At 70.8% G+C, this 24,572-nt stretch carries 26 protein-coding genes and 1 pseudogene; 12 read left to right on the top strand and 15 right to left on the bottom strand.

All coding sequences use genetic code 11. From position 1 onward, the window contains the following. The 3 genes from AB0J42_RS32050 to AB0J42_RS32040 all read right to left on the bottom strand — a co-directional run. On the bottom strand, nucleotides 1–251 hold a 251-nt coding region (locus AB0J42_RS32050; protein WP_364301091.1), incomplete at its 3' end, for a helix-turn-helix domain-containing protein. Nucleotides 252–605: 354 nt separating this feature from the next. Next, nucleotides 606–821, bottom strand: a complete 216-nt coding sequence (locus AB0J42_RS32045) for a DUF397 domain-containing protein (protein ID WP_364301089.1) — start codon at nucleotides 819–821, stop codon at nucleotides 606–608. Beyond that, nucleotides 806–1,645, bottom strand: coding sequence for a helix-turn-helix transcriptional regulator (locus AB0J42_RS32040; RefSeq protein ID WP_364301087.1), 840 nt, complete (start codon nucleotides 1,643–1,645; stop codon nucleotides 806–808). Before AB0J42_RS32040 ends, AB0J42_RS32045 begins: the two co-directional genes overlap by 16 nt. A gap of 145 nt (nucleotides 1,646–1,790) precedes the next feature. Here AB0J42_RS32040 and AB0J42_RS32035 point away from each other — a divergent pair, with 145 nt between their 5' ends. After that, nucleotides 1,791–2,282: an ATP-binding protein gene (locus AB0J42_RS32035; protein ID WP_364301085.1), complete on the top strand. Its 492-nt coding sequence runs from the start codon at nucleotides 1,791–1,793 to the stop codon at nucleotides 2,280–2,282. 166 nt (nucleotides 2,283–2,448) lie between these two features. Here AB0J42_RS32035 and AB0J42_RS32030 read toward each other — a convergent pair whose 3' ends face one another. Both AB0J42_RS32030 and AB0J42_RS32025 read right to left on the bottom strand, forming a co-directional pair. Then, a complete protein-coding gene (locus AB0J42_RS32030) occupies nucleotides 2,449–2,808 on the bottom strand; it encodes a phospholipase A2 (protein ID WP_364301097.1) in 360 nt (119 codons plus the stop codon). Nucleotides 2,809–2,914: 106 nt separating this feature from the next. Further along, nucleotides 2,915–4,180: a hypothetical protein gene (locus tag AB0J42_RS32025; protein WP_364301083.1), complete on the bottom strand. Its 1,266-nt coding sequence runs from the start codon at nucleotides 4,178–4,180 to the stop codon at nucleotides 2,915–2,917. 135 nt (nucleotides 4,181–4,315) lie between these two features. Here AB0J42_RS32025 and AB0J42_RS32020 point away from each other — a divergent pair, with 135 nt between their 5' ends. Beyond that, complete coding sequence (locus AB0J42_RS32020) at nucleotides 4,316–5,563, top strand: MFS transporter (RefSeq protein WP_364301081.1); 1,248 nt, start codon at nucleotides 4,316–4,318, stop codon at nucleotides 5,561–5,563. A gap of 4 nt (nucleotides 5,564–5,567) precedes the next feature. On the opposite strand, the gene AB0J42_RS32015 is transcribed toward AB0J42_RS32020, so the two are convergent. Continuing rightward, nucleotides 5,568–6,197 (bottom strand): hypothetical protein, encoded by a 630-nt coding sequence (locus tag AB0J42_RS32015; protein WP_364301079.1) that lies wholly within the window; start codon nucleotides 6,195–6,197, stop codon nucleotides 5,568–5,570. Nucleotides 6,198–6,289: 92 nt separating this feature from the next. On the opposite strand from AB0J42_RS32015, the gene AB0J42_RS32010 reads away from it, so the two are divergent. The 7 genes from AB0J42_RS32010 (at nucleotide 6,290) to AB0J42_RS31980 (ending at nucleotide 12,847) form a co-directional block, all read left to right on the top strand. Next, on the top strand, nucleotides 6,290–6,919 hold the full coding sequence (locus AB0J42_RS32010) for a helix-turn-helix domain-containing protein (RefSeq protein ID WP_364301077.1): 630 nt from the start codon (nucleotides 6,290–6,292) through the stop codon (nucleotides 6,917–6,919). A 79-nt stretch (nucleotides 6,920–6,998) separates the two neighbouring features. Then, entirely contained in the window at nucleotides 6,999–8,168 is a 1,170-nt protein-coding gene (locus tag AB0J42_RS32005; RefSeq protein ID WP_364301075.1) for a homogentisate 1,2-dioxygenase domain-containing protein, read from the top strand. Next, entirely contained in the window at nucleotides 8,165–8,938 is a 774-nt protein-coding gene (locus AB0J42_RS32000; protein ID WP_364301073.1) for a hypothetical protein, read from the top strand. Before AB0J42_RS32005 ends, AB0J42_RS32000 begins: the two co-directional genes overlap by 4 nt. After that, nucleotides 8,935–10,038, top strand: a complete 1,104-nt coding sequence (gene fahA / locus AB0J42_RS31995) for a fumarylacetoacetase (protein ID WP_364301071.1) — start codon at nucleotides 8,935–8,937, stop codon at nucleotides 10,036–10,038. The genes AB0J42_RS32000 and fahA overlap by 4 nt, the downstream gene beginning before the upstream one ends. A gap of 74 nt (nucleotides 10,039–10,112) precedes the next feature. Further along, nucleotides 10,113–11,258: an Ig-like domain-containing protein gene (locus tag AB0J42_RS31990; RefSeq protein ID WP_364301069.1), complete on the top strand. Its 1,146-nt coding sequence runs from the start codon at nucleotides 10,113–10,115 to the stop codon at nucleotides 11,256–11,258. A 75-nt stretch (nucleotides 11,259–11,333) separates the two neighbouring features. Further along, entirely contained in the window at nucleotides 11,334–11,768 is a 435-nt protein-coding gene (locus AB0J42_RS31985) for an NfeD family protein (protein ID WP_364301067.1), read from the top strand. Between the two features lie 5 nt (nucleotides 11,769–11,773). Then, the gene (locus tag AB0J42_RS31980) at nucleotides 11,774–12,847 is read left to right on the top strand and encodes an SPFH domain-containing protein (RefSeq protein WP_364301064.1); all 1,074 of its coding nucleotides are present in this window, start codon (nucleotides 11,774–11,776) and stop codon (nucleotides 12,845–12,847) included. 36 nt (nucleotides 12,848–12,883) lie between these two features. Here AB0J42_RS31980 and AB0J42_RS31975 read toward each other — a convergent pair whose 3' ends face one another. From AB0J42_RS31975 to AB0J42_RS31965, 3 genes and pseudogenes are all read right to left on the bottom strand, one after another. Beyond that, entirely contained in the window at nucleotides 12,884–13,240 is a 357-nt protein-coding gene (locus AB0J42_RS31975) for a hypothetical protein (protein WP_364301062.1), read from the bottom strand. Between the two features lie 107 nt (nucleotides 13,241–13,347). Next, complete coding sequence (locus AB0J42_RS31970) at nucleotides 13,348–13,947, bottom strand: hypothetical protein (protein ID WP_364301060.1); 600 nt, start codon at nucleotides 13,945–13,947, stop codon at nucleotides 13,348–13,350. Nucleotides 13,948–13,971: 24 nt separating this feature from the next. Beyond that, nucleotides 13,972–14,073 (bottom strand): annotated as a pseudogene (locus AB0J42_RS31965) (Gfo/Idh/MocA family oxidoreductase); the annotation flags it as partial. 204 nt (nucleotides 14,074–14,277) lie between these two features. Between AB0J42_RS31965 and tdh the strand changes: the two are divergent. Together tdh and AB0J42_RS31955 are read left to right on the top strand one after the other, a co-directional pair. Next, on the top strand, nucleotides 14,278–15,309 hold the full coding sequence (tdh, locus tag AB0J42_RS31960) for an L-threonine 3-dehydrogenase (RefSeq protein ID WP_364301057.1): 1,032 nt from the start codon (nucleotides 14,278–14,280) through the stop codon (nucleotides 15,307–15,309). After that, nucleotides 15,309–16,478, top strand: coding sequence for a glycine C-acetyltransferase (locus AB0J42_RS31955; protein ID WP_364301095.1), 1,170 nt, complete (start codon nucleotides 15,309–15,311; stop codon nucleotides 16,476–16,478). Before tdh ends, AB0J42_RS31955 begins: the two co-directional genes overlap by 1 nt. 79 nt (nucleotides 16,479–16,557) lie before the next feature. On the opposite strand, the gene AB0J42_RS31950 is transcribed toward AB0J42_RS31955, so the two are convergent. Beyond that, a complete protein-coding gene (locus AB0J42_RS31950) occupies nucleotides 16,558–17,127 on the bottom strand; it encodes a GNAT family N-acetyltransferase (RefSeq protein WP_364301055.1) in 570 nt (189 codons plus the stop codon). A gap of 97 nt (nucleotides 17,128–17,224) precedes the next feature. Between AB0J42_RS31950 and AB0J42_RS31945 the strand changes: the two genes are divergently transcribed. Next, nucleotides 17,225–18,142, top strand: a complete 918-nt coding sequence (locus AB0J42_RS31945; protein WP_364301053.1) for a LysR family transcriptional regulator — start codon at nucleotides 17,225–17,227, stop codon at nucleotides 18,140–18,142. A 10-nt stretch (nucleotides 18,143–18,152) separates the two neighbouring features. Here the strand turns inward: AB0J42_RS31945 and AB0J42_RS31940 are convergent, their stop codons facing one another. From AB0J42_RS31940 to AB0J42_RS31920, 5 genes are all read right to left on the bottom strand, one after another. Beyond that, entirely contained in the window at nucleotides 18,153–19,931 is a 1,779-nt protein-coding gene (locus AB0J42_RS31940) for a GTPase (protein ID WP_364301051.1), read from the bottom strand. Then, a complete protein-coding gene (locus AB0J42_RS31935) occupies nucleotides 19,928–21,712 on the bottom strand; it encodes an ABC transporter (RefSeq protein ID WP_364301049.1) in 1,785 nt (594 codons plus the stop codon). Before AB0J42_RS31935 ends, AB0J42_RS31940 begins: the two co-directional genes overlap by 4 nt. A gap of 9 nt (nucleotides 21,713–21,721) precedes the next feature. Further along, on the bottom strand, nucleotides 21,722–22,378 hold the full coding sequence (locus tag AB0J42_RS31930; protein WP_364301093.1) for a response regulator transcription factor: 657 nt from the start codon (nucleotides 22,376–22,378) through the stop codon (nucleotides 21,722–21,724). Between the two features lie 65 nt (nucleotides 22,379–22,443). Continuing rightward, nucleotides 22,444–23,835: a HAMP domain-containing sensor histidine kinase gene (locus AB0J42_RS31925; protein ID WP_364301047.1), complete on the bottom strand. Its 1,392-nt coding sequence runs from the start codon at nucleotides 23,833–23,835 to the stop codon at nucleotides 22,444–22,446. A gap of 38 nt (nucleotides 23,836–23,873) precedes the next feature. Next, complete coding sequence (locus AB0J42_RS31920) at nucleotides 23,874–24,569, bottom strand: response regulator transcription factor (protein ID WP_364301045.1); 696 nt, start codon at nucleotides 24,567–24,569, stop codon at nucleotides 23,874–23,876. Nucleotides 24,570–24,572: the final 3 nt, after the last annotated feature.

Genomic DNA, 24,572 nt, shown 5'->3' with positions numbered 1-24,572 from the left:
GGATCATTACCCGCGATCAGCGTATACAGCCGGGCCAGCTGCGTTTCATTCAATCTGGCCGCCGGCCCGCGGGTCTTCTTCGTGCGCAGTCCTTCCGGGCCCAGTGCTCGGTAGTCCCGCAACCATCCGAATACCGTGGCTCTCCCGAACCCGAGGATCTCCGCGACGAGATCCGGTGATTTCCCGCTCTCGATCAGCTGACACGCTCGCAGGCGCTCCTCAAAGCTGGCTCGCCGCCCTAACTTCGCCACGCGCTAATCGTCCCACAAGCGACCTGAGATAGTCCGAAAACCCGTGAACTGATTAGATCCCTCGACACTTGTCTCCAGTTCTTCCAGCGCCGCCTCGATCGCCTCTTTGCTCATGCTCATCTCTCGGGCCATCTGCGACACGGTCAGTCTCCTGGCCCGCAGAGTCTTGATCTGCGTCAGGACATACTCGCTGAACGAACACATGATCGCGCCTTTCTTCGCCTACCGAGGAAGGTACGGTCCACAGGCCGGCGCGGTACAGACGATTCAAGCGGGTGAAGCACAACAAACACTTCGTTTCATCGGGTCAAGAAAAGGGACCCGGCCGGCAGCCAGGTCCCGAGGCGTGGATGACTAGAGGTCGAAGGCTCCCATTTTCACCCCGCCGGTGAACGCCTCCCACTCCGCGGCAGTGAACACCAGGGCGGGCCCGTCCGGATCCTTGCTGTCCCGGACTCCGATGCGACCGGCCGACAGGCGAGTGAACTCCACACAGTTTCCTTGAGCATCCGAAAGGGGGCTCTTCCGCCACACCGCCCTCTTGAGTTCCTCGCTCAGCTCCAGGTCCATGGCTGCTCCAATCTCTCCTCGATCAGCGCCAGTGAGTCCGCCCTGGAAAGCGCGTCCGCCCTGATCGTCTGAAACCAAACCTTCAGCTTCTCCACGGGCTCAAGCCGGTCCACCATGCGTCCCCCGTCAGGGGTGTCGATGTAGGCGGCTTCCTCTCCGTCTCCAGCCGTCCGGGCGATCACGAACCCTGCTACCAGGCCACTCGTGGACATGGCGCGCAGAGGGACGATCTGAAGCACTATGTGAGGTTTTTTACCCATCGTGAGAAGGTGTCGAAACTGCCGGCGAGTGATCTCCTCGCTACCCACCGGACGAAGCAGCGCGCACTGATCGAGGACGGCGTACAGGTACGGAGGATTGTCACGGCTAAGGACTGCCTGTCGTTCCATCCGCGCGTCTGCCGTTTCCTTCACCTGCTCAGGCGTCAATCCTGGACCGCCCCGGCAGATGGCCTCCGCGTACTCCCGGGTTTGGAGCAAGCCAGGAACCACCATGCCCTCATATGCACAGAGTTCAGTCGCCTGCTTCTCCCTGTCCAGCCACGGCAGAAAATTCCGGAACGGCACGCTGCTGCGAGAATTGCGAGGGAGATGCTGCACGAGGTCGCCCGCCGGAAGACTCATGGCCTCCTCGCAGCGGCGCGCCCTGTCTTCATCCATCCGCCGATCGGCCCGCTCGATGTTGCCGATCTGCTGACCCGTGAGAGCCACCCGCGCGCCGAGCTGAGCCAGTGTCAACCCTGCCGCTTTTCTCCGTTTGCGCAATTCATACCCAAATCGAGCATCGGCGCTCGCTTCCGGGTTCAGCTCGACTTCGATACCCACGCCCGCCCCTCCGCTCGTGGCACCGCGGTGAAACTCTGTGGCTTCAAATCGTGTCGCCACAGATTTAGCCGGTCACTGGAAAACTACTCGCCCTGCTTCATTCTGGCTAGTGATTCATCACAGCCTATCTTTGCGGTGACACGACATGGACAAGACCAAGTGCCGAGCCAAAATCAGACAAACCCACGAAAATCCGAGCCAATCAGTAGCCCAGACTCATACATTCACAATGAACGACCTGAGCCCGCAGAAAGTCCCGGCGAGAGCGCGCCAGATCATCAGGTTGTGGATGGGCGAGAACCACCCCCGGACGTACGACCTTCAGACCCTCGCCACGGAACTGATCACCAACGCAGTCAGCCACGGGCTCGGGTCCATGCCGACGACCCGATGGATACGCATGAGGGTGGAGCACGAAGCAAGCTTCATCCGCCTCACAGTGACCGACCCCGGCCACTCCGGGACCTTCCCCCAACTGGGCCATCCCGTGAACGATCCCGGCCCCGACGATGACGACACGGCGATCGAGACCGGCCGTGGCCTGCATATCGTGCACAGCATCACCGCCGGCTCGTGGGGCCACTACTACAACGTCCAGAACGAGCGAGTCGTCTGGGCTCTCGTCCCATCCCGGTAACCACGGCAAACCAACTCAGAGTTGACCAGACGGCCCACCCCGCCCGGGGGAGCGCGAGGGGGTGAGCCCCCTCGCCGGGGGTGTGGGGGCGTGCCCCCACAATGCACAGCCTGAGCTCTCGGGCGCGCAGCGCCTTGCCCCGGTGAAGACCTTGCTTTTCAGGGGATCACGCGTTGGTCGCTCTGACGGCCTTGTAGTACGTTGCCGCGAAACCCTGGCAGGCCTTCTTCTTCAGCGATGACGATTCCTTGCCGCACACTACGAGCATGTCGTAGAGGAAGGCGTTGTCCACCTGCAGTTTGTAGGTGTTCTTCCACTGGGTGGCGCCGACGAGGTGCTTGATGTTGGCGTAACCGAAGTCGTGGCGTGCGCAGGGGGTGCGGAAGTCGAAGCCCCCGGGCTTGTCCGGGCTCTTGTCGCAGCCGTCGGTCTTCCAGTTGAAGTTGTACTGCTGGACCCAGGTCTTGCTCCTGTTCTTCTTCATGACGGCCCACTCGTCGAAGCTTTTCTTCGTGTTCTTGGTGATCGCCTTGGCCTTATCTGGGCCCGGGAAAGATTGTCAGCGGCGCCTGTTGAGGCTCAAGAAAGCAGCCGGGAAACAGGCGCCGGATATACCGCCGATATACCGCGGGTCAGGCCCGGATGTAGAGCTGGCCGAAGACTTCGGAGAGCTGCCGCACGTCTGTGGCCACGTCCACCTCCGGCGTGGCGGGGTCGTACAGGGTGGCCAGGCGGGGGCGGATGGCGGTGAGCTTCTTGAGCTGGTCCCAGGCGGGGCTCGCCGCCCACTGCTCGCCGTACGCGCGAGTGATCCGGCCCTGGTCGTCCCGCCAGCGGGTCTGGACGAGGACGGTCGCGGCGGCGGCGTCCTGGAGCGGGGCGGCGATGCGGTCGGTGATGGCCTGGGTGGCCTGTTCGGCGGTCAGCTCGGCGGCGGTGAAGCCGGTTTCTTCGGCGGCGAGCTGGGCGTAGGCGTCCCAGGCGCGGGCGCGGACCTGGATGGACTGGTTGCGCCGGGCGGTGGCGGCGTCGATCTGCCAGGGGGTGTAGGCGGTGGCGAGGTGGCCGCTGTCGAGGATGAGCTGGTCGACGAGGCCCTGGGCGAGCCAGCCGCCGATGCGGTCGGGGTCGAGCAGCGGCTGCTGCTCGGTGAGGGTCTTGGTGCATTCGGCGACGGCGCCGCAGCCGAGGGCGGGCACGGAGGTGTGCACGGCGAGCTTCTTGCCGGGGGCGACCTTGCGAAGTTCGGCGGAGGCGGCGGTCACGAAGGCGTCGAGCTCGTCGGCGGTGGCGAACCGCTGGTCCTGGCCGAGGCCGGTGCTGAACCGGATGCCGGCGACGCCGGGCTGGGCGGCCAGGGCGGCGACCTTCTTGGCGGCTTCGGCGAGCTTGCCGGCCTGGTGGTCGTCGGCGAGTTCGGTGTCGATCCAGACGCGCACGCCGCGGGCGGCGGCGGTCTTCACGGCCTGGGCCGAAGGGGTGATCCCGGACAGGGTGACGCCGGTGACCGCGTCGGGGTCGACGTAGCAGGGTTCGGCGGTCTCGCATTCGGGCTGCCCGCCGTCTTCGGCGCCTTCGACGTCGGGGCTGCCGACGTCGTGCAGCTCGCCGTCGCCTTCGAGGTCGGTGGGACATTCGTTGCCGGGTTCGCGGCAGTCGACGCCGATGGGGTCCATCGGCCCGGCGTCGCGCATGTTGCGGCCGTCGTCGTCGAGCCAGAAGCGGGCGATGTCGGCGGCCTCTTCGGGGGTGGCCATCCAGCGGCAGACCACGTACGCGGGGGTGTCGGCCGCCATGAGGTCTCTGCAGTCGTCGGAGTCGGCCTGGGACCAGGCGGGGGCGCTGATGCCGAGGAGTGAGAGCGAGAGGGCGATGACGAGGAGCTGCCGCAGTCTCATTGGCGCCTTAACTTCCGGGGGGTGATCGCCTGGCATCTCGCACGATATCGACATCAACGGTCGATCTCTACCGGTTGTCTCCGTTCCTGTGAATATTCGGACGACAGCGCCGCTTCCGGCCAGGCACACTTGAGCGTGCGTGAAATCCTCGGCGATCTCGGGCTGTTCCGGGACGGGCGCTTCGCCCTGCTGTTCTCGGCCCGGACCCTCTCGATGCTCGGCGCCGCGTTCGCCCCGGTGGCCCTGGCCTTCGGCATCCTCGACCTGCCCGGTGCGACCGCCACGACCCTGTCGGTGGTGCTGACCGCGCAGGCGCTGCCGATGGTGCTGTTCATGCTCTTCGCGGGGGTGCTGGCGGACCGGTTCCCGCGGCAGCGGGTGATGATGGCCGGCGAGTCCGCGAACGCCCTGGCCTACTTCGCGCTGGCCGCGATGCTGCTGTCCGGCTGGACCCCGCTGTGGAGCCTGGCGACCGCGGCGGCCTGCAGCGGCGTGGCCGTGGCGGCGCTCTATCCGGCGCTGACCGGGATCATCCCCGAGGTGGTGCCGCCCGAACGGCTGCAGGCGGGCAACGCGCTGCTCGGCCTGGGCGCGAACGTCGCCCGGATGGCCGGGGCGGTGCTCGGCGGCGCCGCGGTGGTGTTCCTGGGCGGCGGCTGGGCGCTGGCGGTCAGCGGCGTCCTGTTCCTCACGGCGGGCGTGCTGATCTCCCTGCTGCGGCCCACGCCGCTGGCGGCCGGGCAGGGCGAGCGGCACTCGGTGCTGCGGGACCTGCGGGAGGGCTGGCGCGAGTTCAGCTCCCGGCAGTGGATCTGGGTGGTGGTCGCCCAGTTCTCGATCCTGGTGATGGCGATCCAGGCCGGTCACGGGGTGCTCGGGCCGCTGCTGGCCAAGGAGAGTCTGGGCGGCCCGGCTGCGTGGTCGGCGTTCCTGGCGGGCGAGGCGATCGGCACGATCGCGGGCGTGGTGGTGTCGCTGCGGGTCCGGCCGCGCCGGCCGATCCTGGTGGGCGCGCTGCTCTGCCTGCCCGCCGCGCTGCCGTACTTCCTGCTGGGGGCGGGTGCGCCGCTCTGGGTGACGGTGGCGGGCGCGTTCGTGCTGGGCGTCTGTTTCGACGTGTTCGGCGTGCTGTGGATGACGACCATGCAGCGGGAGATCCCGCCGGAGTCGCTGTCGCGGGTGAGTTCGTACGATGCGCTGGGCTCGTTGATGTTCGGCCCGATCGGGCTGATGCTGGCGGCCCCGGCGGCGGCGCTGCTGGGGGTGGGGAACGCGCTGCTGGCCTGCGGCGCCCTGGTGCTGGTGGCCACCTGCGCGGCGCTACTCTCCCCCGGCGTGCGCAACCTGCGCGCCCCGGCCCGGCTGGAGCCCGTGTCGGCCTGAGGGTTCAGGCCACGATCAGCGTCACGACCACGCCCGCACAGTTGCCCGCCACGCAGATGCGCACCGGCACCCGGGAGACCCCGGCCTCCGCGGGCGCCCCGGCGACGCGCCCGTCCGGGCCGATGGTGACGCCGGTGGGCAGCGCCTCCTGGTTCGTCACGGTGAACGTCGCGGGGACGCCCGCGGGCCCGCCTCTGATCTGGATGTTCCCGTACAACTCCTCTCCGGCCCTGCCGAGGAAGGTGAGTGAGGCGGGAGCCCACGGCACGTTGCGCAGCACGACGAGCGTGACCCGCTCCTCGGTGCACTCCTGGCCGCGGCAGACCTGGACGGGGGCCGCGTAGGTGCCCGGCCGTTCCGGTCTGCCGTAGAAGCTGCCGGTCTCGTCCACGCCTATGCCGGGCGCGAGCCGCGGGCGTGGGCGGATGGTGACGCCCTTCTCGGTGGGCATGAGCCGCTGCTCGACCTCGATGCCGACGGTCAGGTAGAAGGTGTCCTCCACGAGGCGGCCGGACGGGGTGGCCACGGGTGCCGCCCCCGTCATGTGGGTCGCGGGCGTGCCCACGGAGGGGAGCGCGGGCAGGACGGCGCACATGCCCAGTCCGGCAACCAGGAGTGTCCATGTTTGCCGCATCTTTACCCCCCTGGCGGTTCTGCTCCCCCTACGTACCCCTTTAATCGCATACAGTCACCGGAGCCTCTGGAGAGGCGCTGGATAATCGCTGCATGGCCGCTGAATCCGCTCAGACATTGGAACGCGGGCTCCGCCTGCTCAGGCTGCTCTCCGACGGGAAGGGCGGACGGACCCCGACCGAGCTGAGCACGGAGCTGTCGCTGAGCCGGCCGGTCGTCTACCGGCTGCTCAACACCCTGCTCAACGAGGGGTTCGTACGACGCGACAGCGAGGGCCGGGTGCACCTGGGGTTCGGGCTGCTGGCGCTGGCCCAGGCCGTGCAGCCGCTGCTGCGGGCGGCGGCGGTGCCCACGCTGCGGCGGCTGGCCGAGGAGGTGGGCGCGACCGCGCACCTCACGGTGGCCGACGGCGACGACGCGCTGGCCGTGGCGGTGGTCGAGCCGTCGTGGACGAGCATGCACGTGGCCTACCGGGAGGGTGCCCGCCATCCGCTGGAGAAAGGCGCGGCCGGGCGGGCGATCCTGGCCGGGCGGGAGGGCGGGGCCGCATATCTGGCGACCGAGGGGCAGTTGCAAGAGGGGGCCCGGGGGGTGGCGGCGCCCGTCCTGGGGCTGCCGTGGCTGGAGGCCTCGGTCGGGGTCGTCACGTTCGGGCCGCTCGCGGAGTCCACCGGGCCCCGCGTGGTCACGGCCGCCGCCGAGCTGGCCGAGGCCCTGGCTTGACATCCGCCCGGCGATGACGGACGGTTGTCACGAATAAAGGACATACACGTCCGATTATCGGACGGACCGGGAGGGGCGGATGCCGTACTACCGCGCCGTGGGTGAGCTGCCCCGGAAGCGTCACGTGCAGTTCAGGCGGCCCGACGGCGGCCTGTACGCCGAGGAGCTGATGGGCGAGGAGGGCTTCTCGTCCGACTCGTCCCTGCTGTACCACCGTCACCTGCCGACCGCGATCGTCAAGGCCGAGGCCGTCGAACCCGCCACCGACACGCGCCTGGAGCCCAACCTGCCGCTGTCGCCCCGCCACTTCCGCACCACCCAGCTCACCAGCGCCGGCGACCTGGTGTCCGGGCGGATCCTGCTGGCGGGCAACGGCGACGTCCGGTTGTCGTACGCCACCACCGACCAGCCCAGCGAGCTCTACCGCAACTCGATGGGCGACGAGTGCGTGTACGTCCAGGAGGGCAGCGCCCGGTTCGAGTCCACGTACGGGGTGATCGAGGCCGGTCCCGGCGACTACGTGGTCATCCCGACCGGCACCATCCACCGCTGGGTGCCGCAGGGGCGGGTCGACGCGCTCGTCATCGAGGCGTCCGGGCACATCAGGCCGCCCAAGCGCTACCTGTCGCAGTACGGCCAGTTCCTGGAGCACGCCCCCTACTGCGAGCGCGACCTGCGGGCACCCGCCGAGCCGCTGCTCGTCGAGGGCGAGGAAGTGCCGGTGCTCGTCCGTACGAGAGGCGGACTGACCCGGCTGGTCTACCGCAACCACCCGTTCGACGTGGTCGGCTGGGACGGCTACCTCTACCCGTACGCGTTCAACATCGACGACTTCGAACCGATCGTGAAGAAGACGCACGCGCCGCCGCCCGTGCACCAGACGTTCGAGGGGCCGGGCTTCGTGATCTGCTCGTTCTGCCCCCGACCGCTGGACTTCCACCCCGAATCGGTGCCGATCCCGTACAACCACCACAACGTCGACTCCGACGAGTTCATGTTCTACGTGGGCGGCGACTACTCGGCGCGCAAGGGGTCGGGCATCGACGTGGGCTCGATCTCGCTGCACCCGGCCGGTTTCACGCACGGGCCGCAGCCCGGCGCGGTCGAGGCGGTGATCGACGCCGTCGCCAAGGGGGTCACCACCACCAGCGAGATGGCGGTGATGGTCGACACCTTCCGCCCGCTCGACCTCGGGCAGGGCGCGCTCGCCTGCGAGGACCCCGGATACGCCTGGACCTGGTCACGATGACGCTCTACACCGCTCTCGTCGACGACGCGGGACTGTTCCCGCCGACGTCGCTGCACATGTCCGACGCGCTCGACCGCCACCGGCGCCACCAGGAAGAGGGCAGCCGGGTGCTGACGCACCGCTTCCTCTGCCCGGCCAGCCGGCTGCACCGCCTGCGCTCGGAGTCGTATACGCCGCGCCGCGTCGGGGTCATCCTCGACACGCCGGAACCGCCGGACCTGTCCGGCCTGCCGGTCGACTTCGCCGAGACCAGGCTGCCGGCCGACCGGCGGCTCGCGGAGCTGGCGAGCGAACTGCTGGGCCTGCTGCCCGGCGGGGTGCGGCTCTTCGTCGAGGTGCCGCCCGCGAAGTACGTGCCCGACGTGCCGGAGGGCGTGGCCCTGAAGGTGCGCTGCGGCGGGGAGCAGCCCGAGGCGTTCCCGCACGTGGAGCAGCTCGGCGCGTTCATCCGGTTCTGCGTGGCCGGCGACATCCCGTTCAAGGCCACGGCGGGGCTGCACCACGCGGTGCGCCACTTCGACCCGGCGCTGGGCGTGGACCGGCACGGCTTCCTCAACCTGCTGCTGGCCGTGTGCGAGGCCGTCGAGGGCCGCGACCCGGTGCCCGTCCTGCGCACCACCGACGTCGGGGAGCTGGTCCGGTTGGCGCGGGCCGTCCCCGAGCAGGCCGCCAAGCGGGCCAGGCAGGTCCTGGTCAGCTACGGCTCCTGCAGCACCACCACGCCGCTGGACGACCTGCGGGCACTGGGACTGATCGAGGAGGACGAGTGAGCTGGGGTCTGGACAACCTGCCGTACGGGGTCTTCTCCCGGCGGGGTGAGGCGCCCCGGGTGGGCGTCCGCTACGGGGACCACGTGCTGGACCTGGCCGGGGCGCTGCACGACGAGGTGTTCGCCGCGCCCTCGCTCAACCCGTTCATGGCGCGCGGCCGCACGGCCTGGCACGACACCCGCCGGCTGATCAGGGCCAAGCTGAGCGACGACTTCTCGATCGCCGAACCGCACCTGATCCCGCTGGACCAGGTACGGCTGCACCTGCCCTTCGAGGTGGCCGACTACGTCGACTTCTACTGCTCGCTGGAGCACGCGAGCAACGTCGGCCGGATCTTCCGCCCCGACGGCGAGCCGCTCAAGCCGAACTGGCGTCACCTGCCGGTCGGCTACCACGGCCGGGCCGGCACGGTCGTGCTCTCCGGCACGCCGATCAGGCGCCCGCACGGGCAGCTCCGGGCCGGGGTGTTCGGGCCGACGGCGAAGCTCGACATCGAGGCCGAGCTGGGGTTCGTGGTGGGCGCGCCGTCCGAGCTGGGCTCTCCGGCGGGCGCGTTCGAGGACCACGTGTTCGGGGTGACGCTGGTCAACGACTGGAGCGCGCGCGACATCCAGGCTTTCGAGTACGTGCCGCTCGGGCCGTTCCTGGGCAAGTCGTTCGCGACCTCGATCTCGCCGTGGGTGACGCCGCTGGAGGCCCTGCCCCGGGTGCCGGGCCGCGCCCAGGACCCGGAGCCCATCGACTACCTGCGCAGGAAGGACGACTGGGGGCTGGACATCACCCTGGAGATCGAGCTCAACGGCGAGGTCGTCTCCCGTCCCCCGTACCGGAGCATGTACTGGACGCCGGACCAGATGCTCGCCCACCTCACCGTGAACGGCGCCTCGCTCCGCACCGGCGACCTGTTCGCCAGCGGCACCGTCTCCGGCGAGCAGCGCGAGGAACGCGGCTCGCTGATCGAGCTCACCTGGAACGGCGCGGACCCCCTCAAGCTGAGCAGCGGCGAGACCAGGACGTTCCTCCAGGACGGCGACACGGTCACGATCCGCGCGACCGCGGGCGGCGTCAGCCTCGGGGAGGTCACCGGAAAAGTCGGATAGGCGACTCCGCGTGCTTGCGCTGTGACTCCTCGCTACCCTTGGGTCTCCCCTTCCCCAGGAATGTCAGGAGTGACATGCTGCGGCGTGCCGCGACGATCCGCCTGGCCGCCCTCCTCGCCCTCGCGGGCGGCTGCTCGACGCCTCCGGCTCCGCCTCCGCCGCCGCCCGCCGTGCGGGTCTTCCCGCCGCTGGGCGCCGAGCGGGCCCGCCCCGACCTGGGGCTCGTGGTGCGGGCCCGGGGCGGTCCGCTGGAGCGGGTGGACGCCCGCACCGGCGGCGTTCCCGTACGAGGGAGCCTCGATACGGCGGGCACCACCTGGCGCTCCCACTGGGCGCTGAAGCCCGGCGCCGACTACACGGTGACCGTGACGGCGGCGGGCCGCACCGTGACCCAGGGCCGCTTCCGCACCCGACCCGCCCGGCGCACGCTCCAGGTGGCGGCCACGGCCCCGCTGCCGGGCGAGACCGTGGGCGTCGGCATGCCGGTCATCCTCGACTTCGACACCCCGGTGCGCGACAAGGCCGCCGTGGAGCGCGCGCTGGAGGTCCGGGCCGGGCGGCCGGTCGAGGGCGCCTGGCGGTGGATCGGCGACACCCGGGTGGTCTACCGCACCCGGCGGTTCTGGCCCGCCCGGCAGCAGGTCACCGTCACCGCCCACCTGGCCGGCGTGCGGGCAGCTCCCGGCCTCCACGGCACGACCGACCGGACGTTCGCCTTCACCGTCGGCCGCGACCAGACCAGCGAGATCGACACCCGCACCCACCGCATGACGGTCCGCCGCGACGGCCGGGCCGTGCAGCACATGGCGATCAGCGCGGGCATGGCCACCACCCGCGAATACACCACCACCAGCGGCGTCCACCTGACCATGGACAAGGGCCACCCGGTCCGCATGATCTCCCCAGGCCGGGCCGAGGGCGACCCCGGCTACTACGACGTGATGATCGACCACGCCGTCCGCATCTCCGACAGCGGCGAGTACGTGCACGCCAAGGACAACGTGTGGGCCCAGGGCCGCCGGAACGTCAGCCACGGCTGCGTCAACGCCCGCCCCGACCAGGCCGCCTGGTTCTACCGCCACTCGCTCCGCGGCGACCCCGTCGTCATCACGGGCACCGACCGGCCGCTCGAATGGGACAACGGGTGGGGTTTCTGGCAACTCCCCTGGGAGAAATGGCGGGCCGGAAGCGCTCTTAGATCGTCCGCGCCTCTGCCATAAGAGCATTTCCGGGATTACGGTAGTGGGGGGAACGATGGCGCCTCTAGGCCCGTTGTTGCTTATAGGAGGCGGAGCATGGATGAATGGGTCATCTGGGTAATCCTCGCAGTCGTCCTCGGTGTGGCCGAGATCTTCACGCTCACCGCCGCGCTCGGCCTTCTCGGAATCGCCTCCCTGCTGACCGCCGCGACCGCCGCCATCGGCCTGCCCGTGCCGCTGCAGCTGCTCGTCTTCGCGGTGACGTCCACAGCCGGGCTGGTGGTCATCCGCCCACTGGTCAAACGGAACGCCATCCGCCAGCCGCCGCCCGCCCGCTTCGGGGTGGAGGCGCTCGTCGGCAAGCCCGCCTACGTGCTGTCCGAGGTGACAGGACACGACGGCCGGATACGGCTCGCGGGCGAGGAGTGGTCAGCGCGGGCATATGACGAGACACTCGTGATCCCCACCGGGACCACCGTCGACGTCATCGAAATCGACGGGGCCACCGCCCTCGTTTATCCCCGGGAGTAAAAAATATGGATGCGCTGCTGCTGGTAGGGGTCTTCGTCATACTGTTCGCGGTGTTCACCGTGCTGAGAGCGGTGCGCATCGTGCCCCAGGCGAGAGCGCGCAACGTGGAACGGCTCGGCCGTTATCACCGTACGCTCAAACCCGGGCTGAACTTCGTCATCCCGTACATCGACCGCGTCTACCCGATGATCGACCTGCGTGAGCAGGTCGTCTCCTTCCGCCCGCAGCCGGTGATCACCGAGGACAACCTGGTCGTCGAGATCGACACCGTGCTCTACTTCCAGGTCACCGACCCGCGCGCGGCCGCCTACGAGATCGCCAACTACATCCAGGCCGTCGAGCAGCTGACCGTGACCACGCTGCGGAACGTCGTCGGCTCGATGGACCTGGAGAGCACGCTCACCTCCCGCGACACCATCAACAGCCAGCTGCGCGGCGTCCTCGACGAGGCCACCGGCAAGTGGGGCATCCGGGTCAACCGGGTCGAGATCAAGGCGATCGACCCGCCGAAGACCATCAAGGACGCGATGGAGAAGCAGATGCGGGCCGAGCGTGACAAGCGCGCCGCCATCCTCACCGCCGAGGGCCAGCGCCAGTCGCAGATCCTCACCGCCGAAGGTGAGAAGCAGAGCCGCATCCTGCGCGCCGAGGGCGCCCGCTCCGCCGCCATCCTGGAGGCCGAGGGCCAGTCGCAGGCGATCGACCAGGTGTTCCAGGCGGTCCACCGCAACGACCCCGACCCCAAGCTGCTCGCCTACCAGTACCTCCAGGTGCTGCCGCAGCTCGCCCAGGGCGAGGGCAACACGTTCTGGGTCATCCCCAGCGAGGTCACCTCGGCCCTCCAGGGCGTCTCCAAGGCCTTCACCGAGTCCCTGCCGCGGTCGGAGGCCACCCGCGAGGTGCCCAAGCCGTCCGAGGTGGACTCCGAGATAGCCAAGGCGGAGGAGGCGGCGGCCGAGGCGGTCGCCGACGCCCAGAGCGCCGAACCGGCCGCCGGCCCCCGCCAGCTCACCGAGGGCGTCAGGCAGCCGTCCCCGTTCCCCGACCTCGACCGCCAGCCCGACCAGGCCGAACGCTGACCCCGCACGGCGACCGCTCCTCGGGGGCGGTCGCCGTCACCGGTTCTGCGTCGTAGGCCCGCCCGCGAGGTCCCGCCGCGCCTGCGTCCTGGCCCGGCCGGCCAGCCTCACCGCCTGGTCGGCCAGCGCCAGCGTCCTGTCAAGGGCCGTGTCGCCCGGCGTCGCCCCGTCTGCCCGCGCGACGCCGGTGCCCCAGAGGCCGTCGACGGTGCGGATCTGCAGAAGTACGGAGGTGATCGCCTCGATCAGGGTGGCGGCCTCCCGGTCGCACCTGAGGCAGGCGGAGTCGCCTCTCACCAGCGCGCAGTCGCCCATCCCCGCTTCGACGAGCCGGTCGTACTCCTCGTCACTCGGCTCCCGGTTCAGGCTGATCTGGAACTCCCACGTGGTCATGAGTTCTCCTCCTGCCCGGCGGGATCCCTTGATCCTCTTCTCACTCTGCAACATCGCCGCACGGTGAGAACGTTGCTCCCGAACCTGGAGCCCCCGCTTTCTTCCGGTCAGCTTTGGGCGTCGAAGTAGGTGAGGAGGGTGGGGTCCAAGGGCGGGATGTCGTAGGGGGTGCCGGCGGAGCGAAGAGAGAGGGTGGCCAGGTAGCCGGCCGCGACGCTCATGCGGGCCGCTACCGGGGAGGTGTCCGTGGGGCCGCCTTCGCGGACGAAGCGGGTGAACTCCGTGATGATGCGTTCGTCGGCGCCGCCGTGGTAGCCGGTGGCGGCGGGCACCCGGTAGGTGATGTCGGGGTCGGGGCGGTAGCCGGCGGGGCCGGTGTTCCAGACCTTGACGGTGTCGCCGGGCTGGTCGCCGAAGTTCTCCAGGCGGCCCTCGGTGCCGATGACGGTGTAGTTGCGCCAGTAGTCGGGGGTGAAGTGACACTGCTGGTAGGCGGCGATGACGCCGTTGTCGAGCAGCATGTTCATGACCGACACGTCCTCGACGTCGACCACGTGGTGGAGGTCGCGGTGGGCGGTGGGCGGCCAGGTGTAGTCGCGCAGCCAGCCTTCGGGGCGCGGCGTGCCGGGCTCCCGGCGCGGTAGCCCGCCGTACAGGGCGATGTCGCCGCGGCGGATGATGTCGCGCATCAGCCGGACGACGCCCATGTGACGCATGTTGTGGCCGACGTACAGCCGGGTGCCGGTGTCGCGGGCGGCGCGCAGGATGGCGTCGCAGCCCTCGACGGTGATGGCCAGCGGTTTCTCCAGGTAGAGCGGCTTGCCCGCCTGAAGGCACTCGACGGCGAGCTATTCGTGGGTCGTGAGCATTCATGCGTACAAAACCGGAAATATGCGCAAACACGAGCAGAGTACAGCGCGATCGCCTCCCACCTGCGGCGTGAAGCGAAACTGTGGGGGCACTTAAGAACTCCTCGATGGACACGTCCGGCGGTGAGCGGGCACAGTGCGTTACGTTCGAGAGGGGTGGTGCTCGCGATGAAAGCGCTGGTCAAGGAGAGGGCCGAGCCGGGCCTGTCACTGGTCGAGGTGCCCGAGCCGGAGGTGGGGCCGGGCGAGGTGAAGATCAGGGTGCTCAGGACCGGCATCTGCGGCACCGACCTGCACATCCAGAAATTTGACGAATGGGCGCGACACACCCTGAATCCGCCGCTCATCGTCGGACACGAGTTCTCCGGCCACGTCGTCGAGGTCGCGCCCGGCGTCGAGGACATCGCCGTCGGCGACCTGGTCAGCGGCGAGGGCCACCTGGTCTGCGGCAAGTGCCGCAACTGCATGGCCGGCCGCCGCCACCTGTGCCGCCGCACCGTCGGCCTGGGCGTGCAGCGCGACGGCGCGTTCGCCGAGTACGTGACGCTGCCCGCGACCAACGTCTGGGTGCACCGGGTGCCCGTCCACCCCGACGTGGCGGCCATCTTCGACCCGTTCGGCAACGCCGTCCACACCGCGCTGTCGTTCCCGCTGGTCGGCGAGGACGTGCTGATCACCGGCGCGGGCCCGATCGGCCTCATGGCCGCCGCCGTCGCCACCCACGTCGGCGCCCGCAACGTGGTCATCACCGACGTCAGCGACGAACGGCTCGACCTGGCCGGCAAGCTCGGCGTCTCACTGGCGCTGAACGTCTCCCGCGCCTCCCTCGCCGACGGCATGCGCCAGCTCGGCATGAAGGAGGGCTTCGACGTGGGCCTGGAGATGTCCGGCAGCCCCGCGGCGCTGCGCGAGATGATCGCCGCGATGACCCACGGCGGGAAGATCGCCATGCTCGGGCTGCCCGCCGAGGAGTTCGCCGTCGACTGGTCCACCGTGGTCACCTCGATGCTGACCATCAAGGGCGTGTACGGCCGGGAGATGTTCGAGACCTGGTACAACATGTCGGTCCTGATCGAGAAGGGCCTCGACCTCACCCCCGTGATCACCGACCGTTTCCCGTACCGCGACTACGAGGCCGCCTTCGAGACGGCCGGAAGCGGCCGCACCGGCAAGGTCATCCTCGATTGGAGCGCAGCCTGATGTTCACGACCGTACGAGACGAGCTGCGTGCGACGCTCGACGAGATCACCGAGGCCGGGCTGCACAAGCCCGAGCGCGTCATCAGCACCCCGCAGAGCGCGCAGGTGAGCGTGGCGGGCCAGGAGGTGCTGAACTTCTGCGCCAACAACTACCTGGGCCTGGCCGACCACCCCGAGGTGATCGAGGCCGCCAAGCAGGCCCTCGACAGGTGGGGGTTCGGCATGGCGTCGGTGCGCTTCATCTGCGGCACCCAGGAGGTGCACAAAGAGCTCGAAGCCCGCCTGTCGGACTTCCTCGGCATGGAAGACACCGTCCTCTACAGCTCGTGCTTCGACGCCAACGGCGGCGTCTTCGAAACCCTGCTCGACGGCCAGGACGCGGTCATCTCCGACGCGCTCAACCACGCCAGCATCATCGACGGCATCCGCCTGTCCAAGGCCCGCCGCTACCGCTACGCCAACCGCGACATGGCCGAACTGGAGGCCAGGCTCAAGGAGACGGCGGACGCCCGCCGGCGGCTGATCGTCACCGACGGCGTGTTCTCCATGGACGGCTACGTCGCGCCGCTGCGCGAGATCTGCGACCTCGCCGAGCGGTACGAGGCGATGGTCATGGTCGACGACTCCCACGCGGTCGGCTTCGTCGGCGCCACCGGGCGCGGCACCCCCGAACTGCACGGCGTGACCGACCGGATCGACATCATCACCGGCACCCTCGGCAAGGCGCTCGGCGGCGCGTCCGGCGGCTACGTGTCGGGCCGCAAGGAGATCTGCGAGCTGCTGCGCCAGCGCTCCCGCCCGTACCTGTTCTCCAACTCGCTCGCCCCCGCCATCGCCGCCACCTCGCTGCGCATCCTCGACCTGCTGGAGACCACCAGCGAGGCACGCGAACGGCTGCGGGCCAACACCGAGCGGTTCCGCCGCCGGATGACCGAGGCCGGGTTCGACATCCTGCCCGGCGACCACCCGATCGTCCCCGTGATGATCGGCGACGCCGCCGAGGCGGGCGCGATGGCCGAGCGCCTGCTGGAGCTGGGCATCTACGTCATCGGCTTCTCCTACCCGGTGGTGCCGCACGGCCAGGCCCGCATCCGCGTCCAGCTCTCGGCCGCCCACTCACAGGAGGACGTGGACCGCGCCGTGGACGCCTTCATCCAGGCCCGCGGCTGACCCGCGCGCGGTCGAGCCCGAGGACCGGCAGACAGGCGTCGACGGCGACGAGCTCAATGTCGTCCCGCCGCCGCTCGGCCTACCGCTCACGAGTCAGCCGCCACTGCTGGATCTGCGCCGGTTCGCCGCGCCGGGTGTCCCAGGTGACGCCGTTCGGCACATACCCCAGGGCTTGCGAGATGCGGTTGGAGGCGTGGTTGTCGCGGAAGGCGTCGCTGCTCGCCTCCCGGGCCCCCAGCCCCTCGAAGGCCAGATGCAGCACCGCCTGCCGCATCTCCTTGCCCAGCCCGCCGCCCCGCACGTGCGGGCTGAGCCAGGAGAAGGTGGTGACCGTGCCGAACGCGGCGAAGTCGGCGCCGATCAGGTCCTGCATGCCGACCGGCTCGCCGCCGACGACCACGACGAAGTACAGACGCCAGAAGCTCTCGCTCACCCGGCCCCGGCCCCGCCACACTCCCCGCAACCAGCCCCACTCGCGCTCCGGGCTGTCCTCGTACAGCGACATCGGATCGTCGAAGGGCCACGGAGGCTCCGTGACCACGCCCTTGCGAACCGTCGGAAGCAGGCGCTCCAGCCGTTCGTCCGACGCGCCCAGCAAGGACAGGCGGGGCGTGTGCACCTGCACGTTCAGCGGGGGATACATCGACATGCGCGCAACCCTAGGCACCGACGGACGTGCCCCGCATCACCATTTCGCCCCGGGTGCCTCCCGCGTCCGGCCGCCGCCGAGGGCGTATCCTCGCGGCGTGATTGACACCCGGCGGCTGCGCACCCTCCAGGCGGTGGCCGACCACGGCACGGTCACCGCCGCCGCGGCGGCTCTCCACCTCACCCCGTCCGCCGTCTCCCAGCAGCTCGCCGCGCTGGAGCACGAGGTCGGCCACCGGCTCCTCGTCCGCGACGGCCGCGGTGTCCACCTCACCGCGGTCGGCAAGATCATGCTCGGCCACGCCAACGAGGTCCTGGCCCAGCTCGAACGCGCCCGCGCCGAAGTCGCCGACTACACCACCGGCGCGGCGGGCGAGATCACCGTCGCCTGCTTCGCCACGGCCATCAGCGCCGTGCTCGCCCCCGCCATCACGGCCCTGCGCGCCTCCGCCCCCGGCCTCCAGATCCGCGTACGAGACGCCGAAGGCGACCAGTCGCTGACCATGCTCCTCGACAGCGAAGCCGACGTCGCCATCACCGTCGACTACCGAGGCGCCCCCGACCCCGCCGACCGCCGCCTCCACCGCGTCCCCCTCTACGCCGAGCCCTTCGACCTCGTCCTCCCCCAGACCCACCCCTTGGCCGCGGAGCCACCGCACCCGCCGACCGCCTCGCTGGCCGCTCTCGCCGACGAGACCTGGATCGGCCCGTACCCCGGAAACCCCGTGCACGACGTGATCGCCTTCGCGTGCGAGCAGGCGGGCTTCACCCCCCGTTTCGCCCACTGCTCGGACGACTTCCGCGCGGTGGTAGCCCTGGTGGCGGCCGGTGCCGGTGTCGCCCTGGTCCCCCGCCTGGCCCTGCGCGACATGAACCTCCAGGGCGTCGTGGTCCGCAACGTGCCGGGACCGGAACGCCACGTCTTCGCCGCCGTCCGCCGCGGCGCCGAGTCCCACCCCCTGCTCCGCCCGCTTCTGACGACCCTCCGCGACCTGAGCGATCGCACCCCCACCTGACCGGGGCCCGCTACGCGCTCGCTCGGGTGAGGGCGTCGGTGAAGCGGGTGTAGCGGGCGCGTTCGTCCTCGACGGGCTGGAGTACGTACTCCTGACCCACCGCGCGGATGGCCTCGCGCAACGCACGAGAGGCCCGGCGGGCGCGGCGGCGGCCGCCCAGCCAGGCGGCGAGGCGGGACAGCAGGGCGATGAGGATGCCGGACAGCGCGCCGCCGAGCAGCAGCACGGTCGGCCAGGGCACCTCGCCGGCGGTCGGGAGGGGCGGCTCGGGCAGGCGCAGGTAACTCAGGGCGAACAGGCCGCCCAGCCAGAGCGCCCCCGCCAGCAGGGCCGCGAACACCAGCCATTGCAGCACGTTCACCGCGCGCCACCACCGGGGACGGCGGGTCGCCCCCAGGGAGGTCCGGGCCACCGCCTTGTCCACGGCGTCGGCCAGCTCCGCCGAACGTGAGCGGGCCGCCTGCCGCACCGCCGCCGCCCACGCGCCGGGCAGGCCCACCGCCGCTGCTTCGCCGACGTCTCTGATCGCGGTGTCGACCTGTGCTCGTTGCGCGGCGGACGGTTCGGGTACGGAGGTACGACCGATGGCTTCCCGGTCCTTGGCCAGCCGCAGCCGCCGCAGCGGGTCCGGGCGCAACCGCCGCACCCACCGGGTGACGGGCCAGCCGGTGGCGACCACGGCCCGGTGCCGGTGCCCCTTCGCCACAGCCTCCACCACGATCGGCACCCCTGCCGCCCGCGACAACGCCTTCACCAGCGGCCCTTCCAGCCCTGCCACCTGCCCGTCGATGGCCGGCAGCGCCGCCGGGACATCCCCGCCTCCGGCAGGGACGCGTGGAACGAGGGCTGACGGAGTGGCGGAGGCGGTGGTCGAAGGGACGCGCGCGGCTTCTCCTGGAACGAGGAGTGTCTCTTCAGCGCGGAGCGGAGTGGCGGAGGCGGCGGTAGAAGAGACGCGCGGTTCTTCGGTACGAGGCGGTGTGGCGGAGGCGGTGACCAGGTGGTGGGCGGCTGCGGTGACGTCGGCGGCGAGGCGGGCGGACCAGGAGGCGCGGTCGGCGACCCGCTCGGCCAGCAGGGCACGCAACTCGGCCAGCCCCGCGCCGGTCCGGGCCGAGACGCCGAGGACCGGGACGCCCGCCAGCCCGTCGTCGTCGAGCAGGCGGCGCAGATCAGCCAGGCAGCGGTCCACGGCGCCGGCGGGGAGACGGTCGATCTGGTTGAGCACCACCACCGTCACGTCCCGGTGCCCCGCCAGCGGTCGCAGGTAGCGTTCGTGGACCGCGGCGTCGGCGTACTTCTGCGGATCCAGCACCCACACCAGCAGATCGACCAGCTCCACCAGCCGGTCCACCTCCAGCCGGTGCGACAGCCGGATCGAGTCGTGGTCGGGCAGGTCGAGCAGGACCAGCCCGTTCAGCCCGTCCCCGGCCGAGGCCGAGCGCCGGTGCGGCACGTCGAGCCAGTCGAGCAGCGGCCCGGCCCCCGCACCGTCCCAGAGAGCAGCCTGAGCAGTGGCGGTGGTGGGCCGGGTGACCCCGACAGCGGCCAACCCCTCCCCGGCGATGACGTTGAACAATGAAGACTTCCCGCTACCGGTGGCCCCCGCGAGCGCGACCACCGTGTGCTCCACGGACAACCGCCGCCGCACCCCCGCCCGCTCGGCCACGGCCCGCGCCGCCGCGACCGTCTCCGAGGCCACCCGCCCCTCCCCCAGCGAGGCCGCCTCCACCAGCGCGTCCAGCCGGGAATCCAGCGACACCCGCTCCTTCCTCCGCAGCAGCTTCACGACCCACCGTCCGGAGAGGTGCCGCGCCCGCCGTCGGCGGCGCGGGTCTCGGCGTGCAGTTCACGGAGGACGGCGGTCCGGTCCGGGGGAAGCTCCGTCTGGTGGTCGCGGATCGTACGGGCCGCGTCGCGGAGGGCGGTGGCCGTGCCGGGCGGCGGTTCCAAGGGCTCCAGGACGGCCAGGAAGCGGGCCGCCTCCTCGTCCATCAGCCGCCGTACCCGCTCCCGCAGGTCCTCCCGGGCGCGGAGGGTGAGGATACGCACCGCCTGGTCGCCGAAGATGGCCTCCAGCAGCTTCTGCGACAGCACGGTGGTGCCGCCCGCGATCCCCACCTCGATCCCGGTCAGCCCGCCCGTCGAGGCGAACACGGTCAGCATCAGCAGCAGCCCCGCCCCGTTCACCCCGAAGGACGCCACCCGCGCCGTGGTCCGCCGTTCCGCGCCTTCTTCCCGTACGAGGTCGAGCACGTACCCCTGCCAGCCCCGCACCTCGGTCTCGGCCCGCTTGCCCAGGTCGGACGCGGCGCGGCCGAGCCGGGCGGCCTCCATGGCGCCGAGCCGGTCGAGGAGGACGGCGCCGCCGGGCGCGGCGGACCAGCCTTCGAGTGCCCGTTCGGCGGCGGCGTCGGCGGAGCCTCTGATGAGGGCTTCGACGCCGGTCTCCAGGGCGTCCCTGAGCCGGGCCTCGGGGGCCTGTCCGGTGAAGAAGCCGACGATCCGGTCGCGGAGCCAGCCGACCCGGCTCTCCAGGGAGCGCATGAGGTCGCCGGTGCCGATGAAGTCCTGCCAGCGGGCCAGCACCTCGCCGCGGAGCAGCGACCCGTCGCGCATGCCTTCGTCGAAGTCGGCCATCCCGCCCGCGTACGCGCCCGACACCACCTCGCGCAGGGTGCCGAACCCGGCTTCCTGCCGCTCGACCGCCCCGGCCAGCGCCGGGACGCGGGTGGCGAGGCTGTCGAGCGCGCCCGACAGCGTCTTCCGTACGACACGGGAGCGGGCGGCGGCGTCGGCGGCGAGCCCGGCGAGCCAGGCGCCGATCGGGGCGACGGTGCCGGCGGGCAGGCGGGCCTGTTCGGTGGGCAGCGCCGCCTCGGGCACGGTGAACAGGCGGGTGCCGGCGAGCCCGTTCTCGGCGAGCAGGCGTTCCAGGTCGCGGGTGACGGGCTCGGCGGCCTCGGGCGGCACGCGGTCGAGCACGAGGGAGAGGGCGGTGCTGCGTTCGCGGGCGGTACGCAGGAAGCTCCACGGCACCTCGTCGGCGTAGCGGGCGGCGGTGGTGACGAAGAGCCAGAGGTCTGCGGCGGCGAGGAGCTGGGCGGCCAGCTCACGGTTGGCGGCCACGACGGAGTCGATGTCGGGCGCGTCCAGCAGCGCCAGGCCGGGGCCGAGCGCGCCGGACGTCACGATCCGCAGGTCGCCGGGGCCGGAGCCGGTGGCGCGGGAGAGGCCGGGCAGCACGTTCTGGCCCATGAACCAGTCGCGGTCGGCCGGATCGGCGACCAGCGTCGGCACCAGCGTGGTGGGCCGCAGCACGCCCGGCTCGGTCACGTCGGCCCCGACGAGGGAGTTGACCAGCGTCGACTTGCCCGCGCCGGTGGAGCCGCCGACGACGGCGAGGAGCGGCGCGTCGATGGCGCGCAGCCGGGGCAGCAGGTAGTCGTCGAGCTGGCCGGTCAGCTCCTTCAGCGCGCGCCGGTCGCCGGCCGCCTCGCCGATCGCCAGCGGGAACAGGTCCCGGTCCAGCGACCCGCGCAACCTCTGGAGCGCGCTCAACAGGTCCACACGGTGTAGCTAGCCCGCAGGCGGCTCCCTTAACACGTACCCGACGCTGCGCAGCGTGTGGATGAGCCGCGGCTCCACGTCGTCGACCTTGCGCCGCAGGTAGGACACGTACGATTCGACCACCCCGGCGTCGCCGCCGAAGTCGTAGTTCCACACGTGGTCGAGGATCTGCGCCTTCGACACCACCCGGCCGGCGTTGGCCATGAAGTAGTGCAGCAGCTTGTACTCGGTCGGCGAGAGCCGCACCTGGCGGCCGGCCCGCCACACCTCGCGGGTCTCCTCGTCCAGCTCCAGGTCGGCCACCTTGAGCCGGCGCGCGGGCACGCCCTCGCCCTGGGTGCGGCGCAGCACGGCGCGGATGCGCGCCTGGACCTCCTCCAGGCTGAACGGCTTGGTCACGTAGTCGTCGCCCACCCGCAGCCCGGCGATCTTGTCTTCGGTGGCGTCGCGGGCGGTCAGGAAAAGCACCGGCGCGTCGATGCGCCGGGCCACCTCGAACCCGTCGAGGTCGGGCAGCATGACGTCGAGCACCACCAGATCGGGCCCGGCCCGCTTGGCGACCTCGACGGCCTCCTTGCCGTCGGCCGCGGTGATCACCTCGAATCCGGAGAACCGCAGGCTCGCCGAGAGCAGGTCCCTGATGCTGGGCTCGTCGTCCACCACCATGATCAGCGCCTCGGGTTTGCTCACATACCTAGAGTGACCCAGCTACCTGAGGAAACCCTGAACGCTCACTCCAGGGCGAGTGGGAGTTCGATGCGGAAGGTGGCGCCCTCGCCCGGGGCGCTCCTGGCGACGACGGTGCCGCCGTGCGCCTGCACGAGCGCCTGCACGATGGCCAGGCCGAGGCCGCTGCCGCCGTCCTCGCCCGAGCGGCTGCGGGATCGGGCGGAGTCGGCCCGGTAGAAGCGTTCGAAGACCCGGTCCACCTGGTCGGGGCTGAGCCCGGGCCCCTTGTCGGCCACCTCCAGGAAGACGGTCTCGTCGTCGGCGCCGACCCGTACCGTGATCGGAGTGCCCTCGTCGGTGTGGATGAGCGCGTTGGAGGTCAGGTTGCCGACCACCTGGCGCAGCCGCACCTCGTCGCCGGAGACGATGAGCGCGGCGCCGCCGACCACGTCCAGGTCGATCTGCCGGTCGGGGGCGAGGATGCGCGCCTCCTGCACGGCGTCGGCGGCGAGCGCGAGCATGTCGACGGGGCGCATCTTGAGTGGGCGCTGCTGGTCCACCTGGGCGAGCAGCAGCAGGTCGTCCACGAGCAGGCTCATCCGCCCGGCCGCGTTCTCGACCCGCTGCATCAACTCGGCGGGGTCGGCGCCGGGGTTCTGGCGGGCGTACTCGGCGAAGCCGCGGATCGAGGTGAGCGGGGTGCGCAGCTCGTGCGAGGCGTCGGTGACGAACTGCCGCATCCGGTCCTCGGAGCGCCTGGCGGCCTCCTCGGAGGCGGACCGGGCCGCGAACGCGCTCTCGATCTGCGCGAGCATCCCGTTGAGCGCCGCCGCCAGCCGTCCGACCTCGGTACGGGGGTCGCCGTCGGGCACCCGGCGGCCCAGTTCGCCCGCGGCGATGGTGCCGGCCGTGCGCTCGATCTCGACCAGCGGCCGGAGGCTGCGCCGCACGAGGGTGACGCCCACCACGGCCAGGATGAGCACGATGCCGCCGCCGCCCAGCAGTTCGATGAGGACGAGCCGCCGGGTGATCTCGTTGACCTCGGTCAGGTCGGTGGCGACCACGAACGTGCCGTAGGGGGTGGTGGTCTCACGCACCCGCCACTCGCCGTCGCCGCTGACGGCGGGCGCGGTGTACGTACCCGGGCCCGGGGAGTCCTCCAGCCGGGGTCCGGGCTTCAGGTCGACGTCGCGCTCGCTCTGGGTGGGGGTGAGCTTCCCGGACGGCTCCCTGATCAGCACGATCGTGTCCGACTCGATGAGCAGCGGCTTGTCGGCCGTGGGCCAGCCGCGCTCGCGCCGCTCGGCGTCGTTGACCAGCCGTTTCTGCACCCGTACGGAGATCAGGCCGACCTGGCTGTCGACCCGGTCCATGAGGTAGCCGTGCAGGACCGAGACGCTCACCACGCCGATGAACGACATGCCGATGCCGAGGAGCGCCAGCATCGACGTCATGAGCTTGACCCTGAGCGGCAACCTGCCCGCCATCACCGCTACCCGCCCGGTGGCAGTCGCAGGACGTACCCGACACCGCGCAGGGTGTGGATGAGCCGGGGGCTGCGGTTGTCGATCTTGCGGCGGAGCACCGACACGTAGGACTCGACGATGCCGACCTCGCCCCGGAAGTCGTAGTCCCACACGTGGTCGAGGATCTGCGGCTTGGACAGCACCCGGCCGGGGTTCGTCATGAAGTAGCGCAGCAGCTTGAACTCGGTCGGCGACAGCGCGATCGGGTGGCCGCCGCGCCACACCTCGTGGCTCTCCTCGTCCAGCTCTATGTCGGCGAACGTCAGCCTGGGCGGGGGCGGCTGGGCGTCCCCGCCGGTGCGGCGGAGCACCGCGTGGATCCTGGCGACGACCTCCTCCAGGCTGAACGGCTTGGTCACGTAGTCGTCGCCGCCGATGGTCAGCCCGCGGATCTTGTCCTCGGTCTCGTCTCGGGCCGTCAGGAACACCACGGGAGTGTGCATGCCGCCGCTCCGCATCCGCCGGACGATCTCGAAGCCGTCCACGTCGGGCAGCATGACGTCCAGCACCACGAGGTCGGGGCGTTGCCGTTGGACCGCGGCGACGGTGTCGGCCCCGCTCTTGGCGGTGGACACGTCGAAACCCGCGAATCTCAGGCTCGCGGCGAGGAGCTCCAGGATGTTCGGGTCGTCTTCAACGATCAGCAGGCGTGCTTCCATCATTAT

Origin of the sequence: Nonomuraea sp. NPDC049649, assembly GCF_040675175.1 — a bacterium.
Lineage (GTDB): Bacteria > Actinomycetota > Actinomycetes > Streptosporangiales > Streptosporangiaceae > Nonomuraea.
Note: the sequence above shows the minus strand (reverse complement) of the source record. Positions and strands in the feature narration are given on the sequence as shown.

Bases quoted from the DNA above. Each gene is read 5' to 3' on its own strand.
- AB0J42_RS32045 (WP_364301089.1), bottom strand. From the start codon at position 821: ATGGACCTGGAGCTGAGCGAGGAACTCAAGAGGGCGGTGTGGCGGAAG.
- AB0J42_RS32035 (WP_364301085.1), top strand. From the start codon at position 1,791: ATGGACAAGACCAAGTGCCGAGCCAAAATCAGACAAACCCACGAAAAT.
- AB0J42_RS32025 (WP_364301083.1), bottom strand. From the start codon at position 4,180: ATGAGACTGCGGCAGCTCCTCGTCATCGCCCTCTCGCTCTCACTCCTC.
- AB0J42_RS32015 (WP_364301079.1), bottom strand. From the start codon at position 6,197: ATGCGGCAAACATGGACACTCCTGGTTGCCGGACTGGGCATGTGCGCC.
- AB0J42_RS32010 (WP_364301077.1), top strand. From the start codon at position 6,290: ATGGCCGCTGAATCCGCTCAGACATTGGAACGCGGGCTCCGCCTGCTC.
- AB0J42_RS32005 (WP_364301075.1), top strand. From the start codon at position 6,999: ATGCCGTACTACCGCGCCGTGGGTGAGCTGCCCCGGAAGCGTCACGTG.
- AB0J42_RS32000 (WP_364301073.1), top strand. From the start codon at position 8,165: ATGACGCTCTACACCGCTCTCGTCGACGACGCGGGACTGTTCCCGCCG.
- AB0J42_RS31990 (WP_364301069.1), top strand. From the start codon at position 10,113: ATGCTGCGGCGTGCCGCGACGATCCGCCTGGCCGCCCTCCTCGCCCTC.
- AB0J42_RS31985 (WP_364301067.1), top strand. From the start codon at position 11,334: ATGGATGAATGGGTCATCTGGGTAATCCTCGCAGTCGTCCTCGGTGTG.
- AB0J42_RS31980 (WP_364301064.1), top strand. From the start codon at position 11,774: ATGGATGCGCTGCTGCTGGTAGGGGTCTTCGTCATACTGTTCGCGGTG.
- AB0J42_RS31975 (WP_364301062.1), bottom strand. From the start codon at position 13,240: ATGACCACGTGGGAGTTCCAGATCAGCCTGAACCGGGAGCCGAGTGAC.
- AB0J42_RS31970 (WP_364301060.1), bottom strand. From the start codon at position 13,947: ATGGGCGTCGTCCGGCTGATGCGCGACATCATCCGCCGCGGCGACATC.
- tdh (WP_364301057.1), top strand. From the start codon at position 14,278: ATGAAAGCGCTGGTCAAGGAGAGGGCCGAGCCGGGCCTGTCACTGGTC.
- AB0J42_RS31955 (WP_364301095.1), top strand. From the start codon at position 15,309: ATGTTCACGACCGTACGAGACGAGCTGCGTGCGACGCTCGACGAGATC.
- AB0J42_RS31950 (WP_364301055.1), bottom strand. From the start codon at position 17,127: ATGTCGATGTATCCCCCGCTGAACGTGCAGGTGCACACGCCCCGCCTG.
- AB0J42_RS31930 (WP_364301093.1), bottom strand. From the start codon at position 22,378: ATGGTGGTGGACGACGAGCCCAGCATCAGGGACCTGCTCTCGGCGAGC.
- AB0J42_RS31925 (WP_364301047.1), bottom strand. From the start codon at position 23,835: ATGACGTCGATGCTGGCGCTCCTCGGCATCGGCATGTCGTTCATCGGC.
- AB0J42_RS31920 (WP_364301045.1), bottom strand. From the start codon at position 24,569: ATGATGGAAGCACGCCTGCTGATCGTTGAAGACGACCCGAACATCCTG.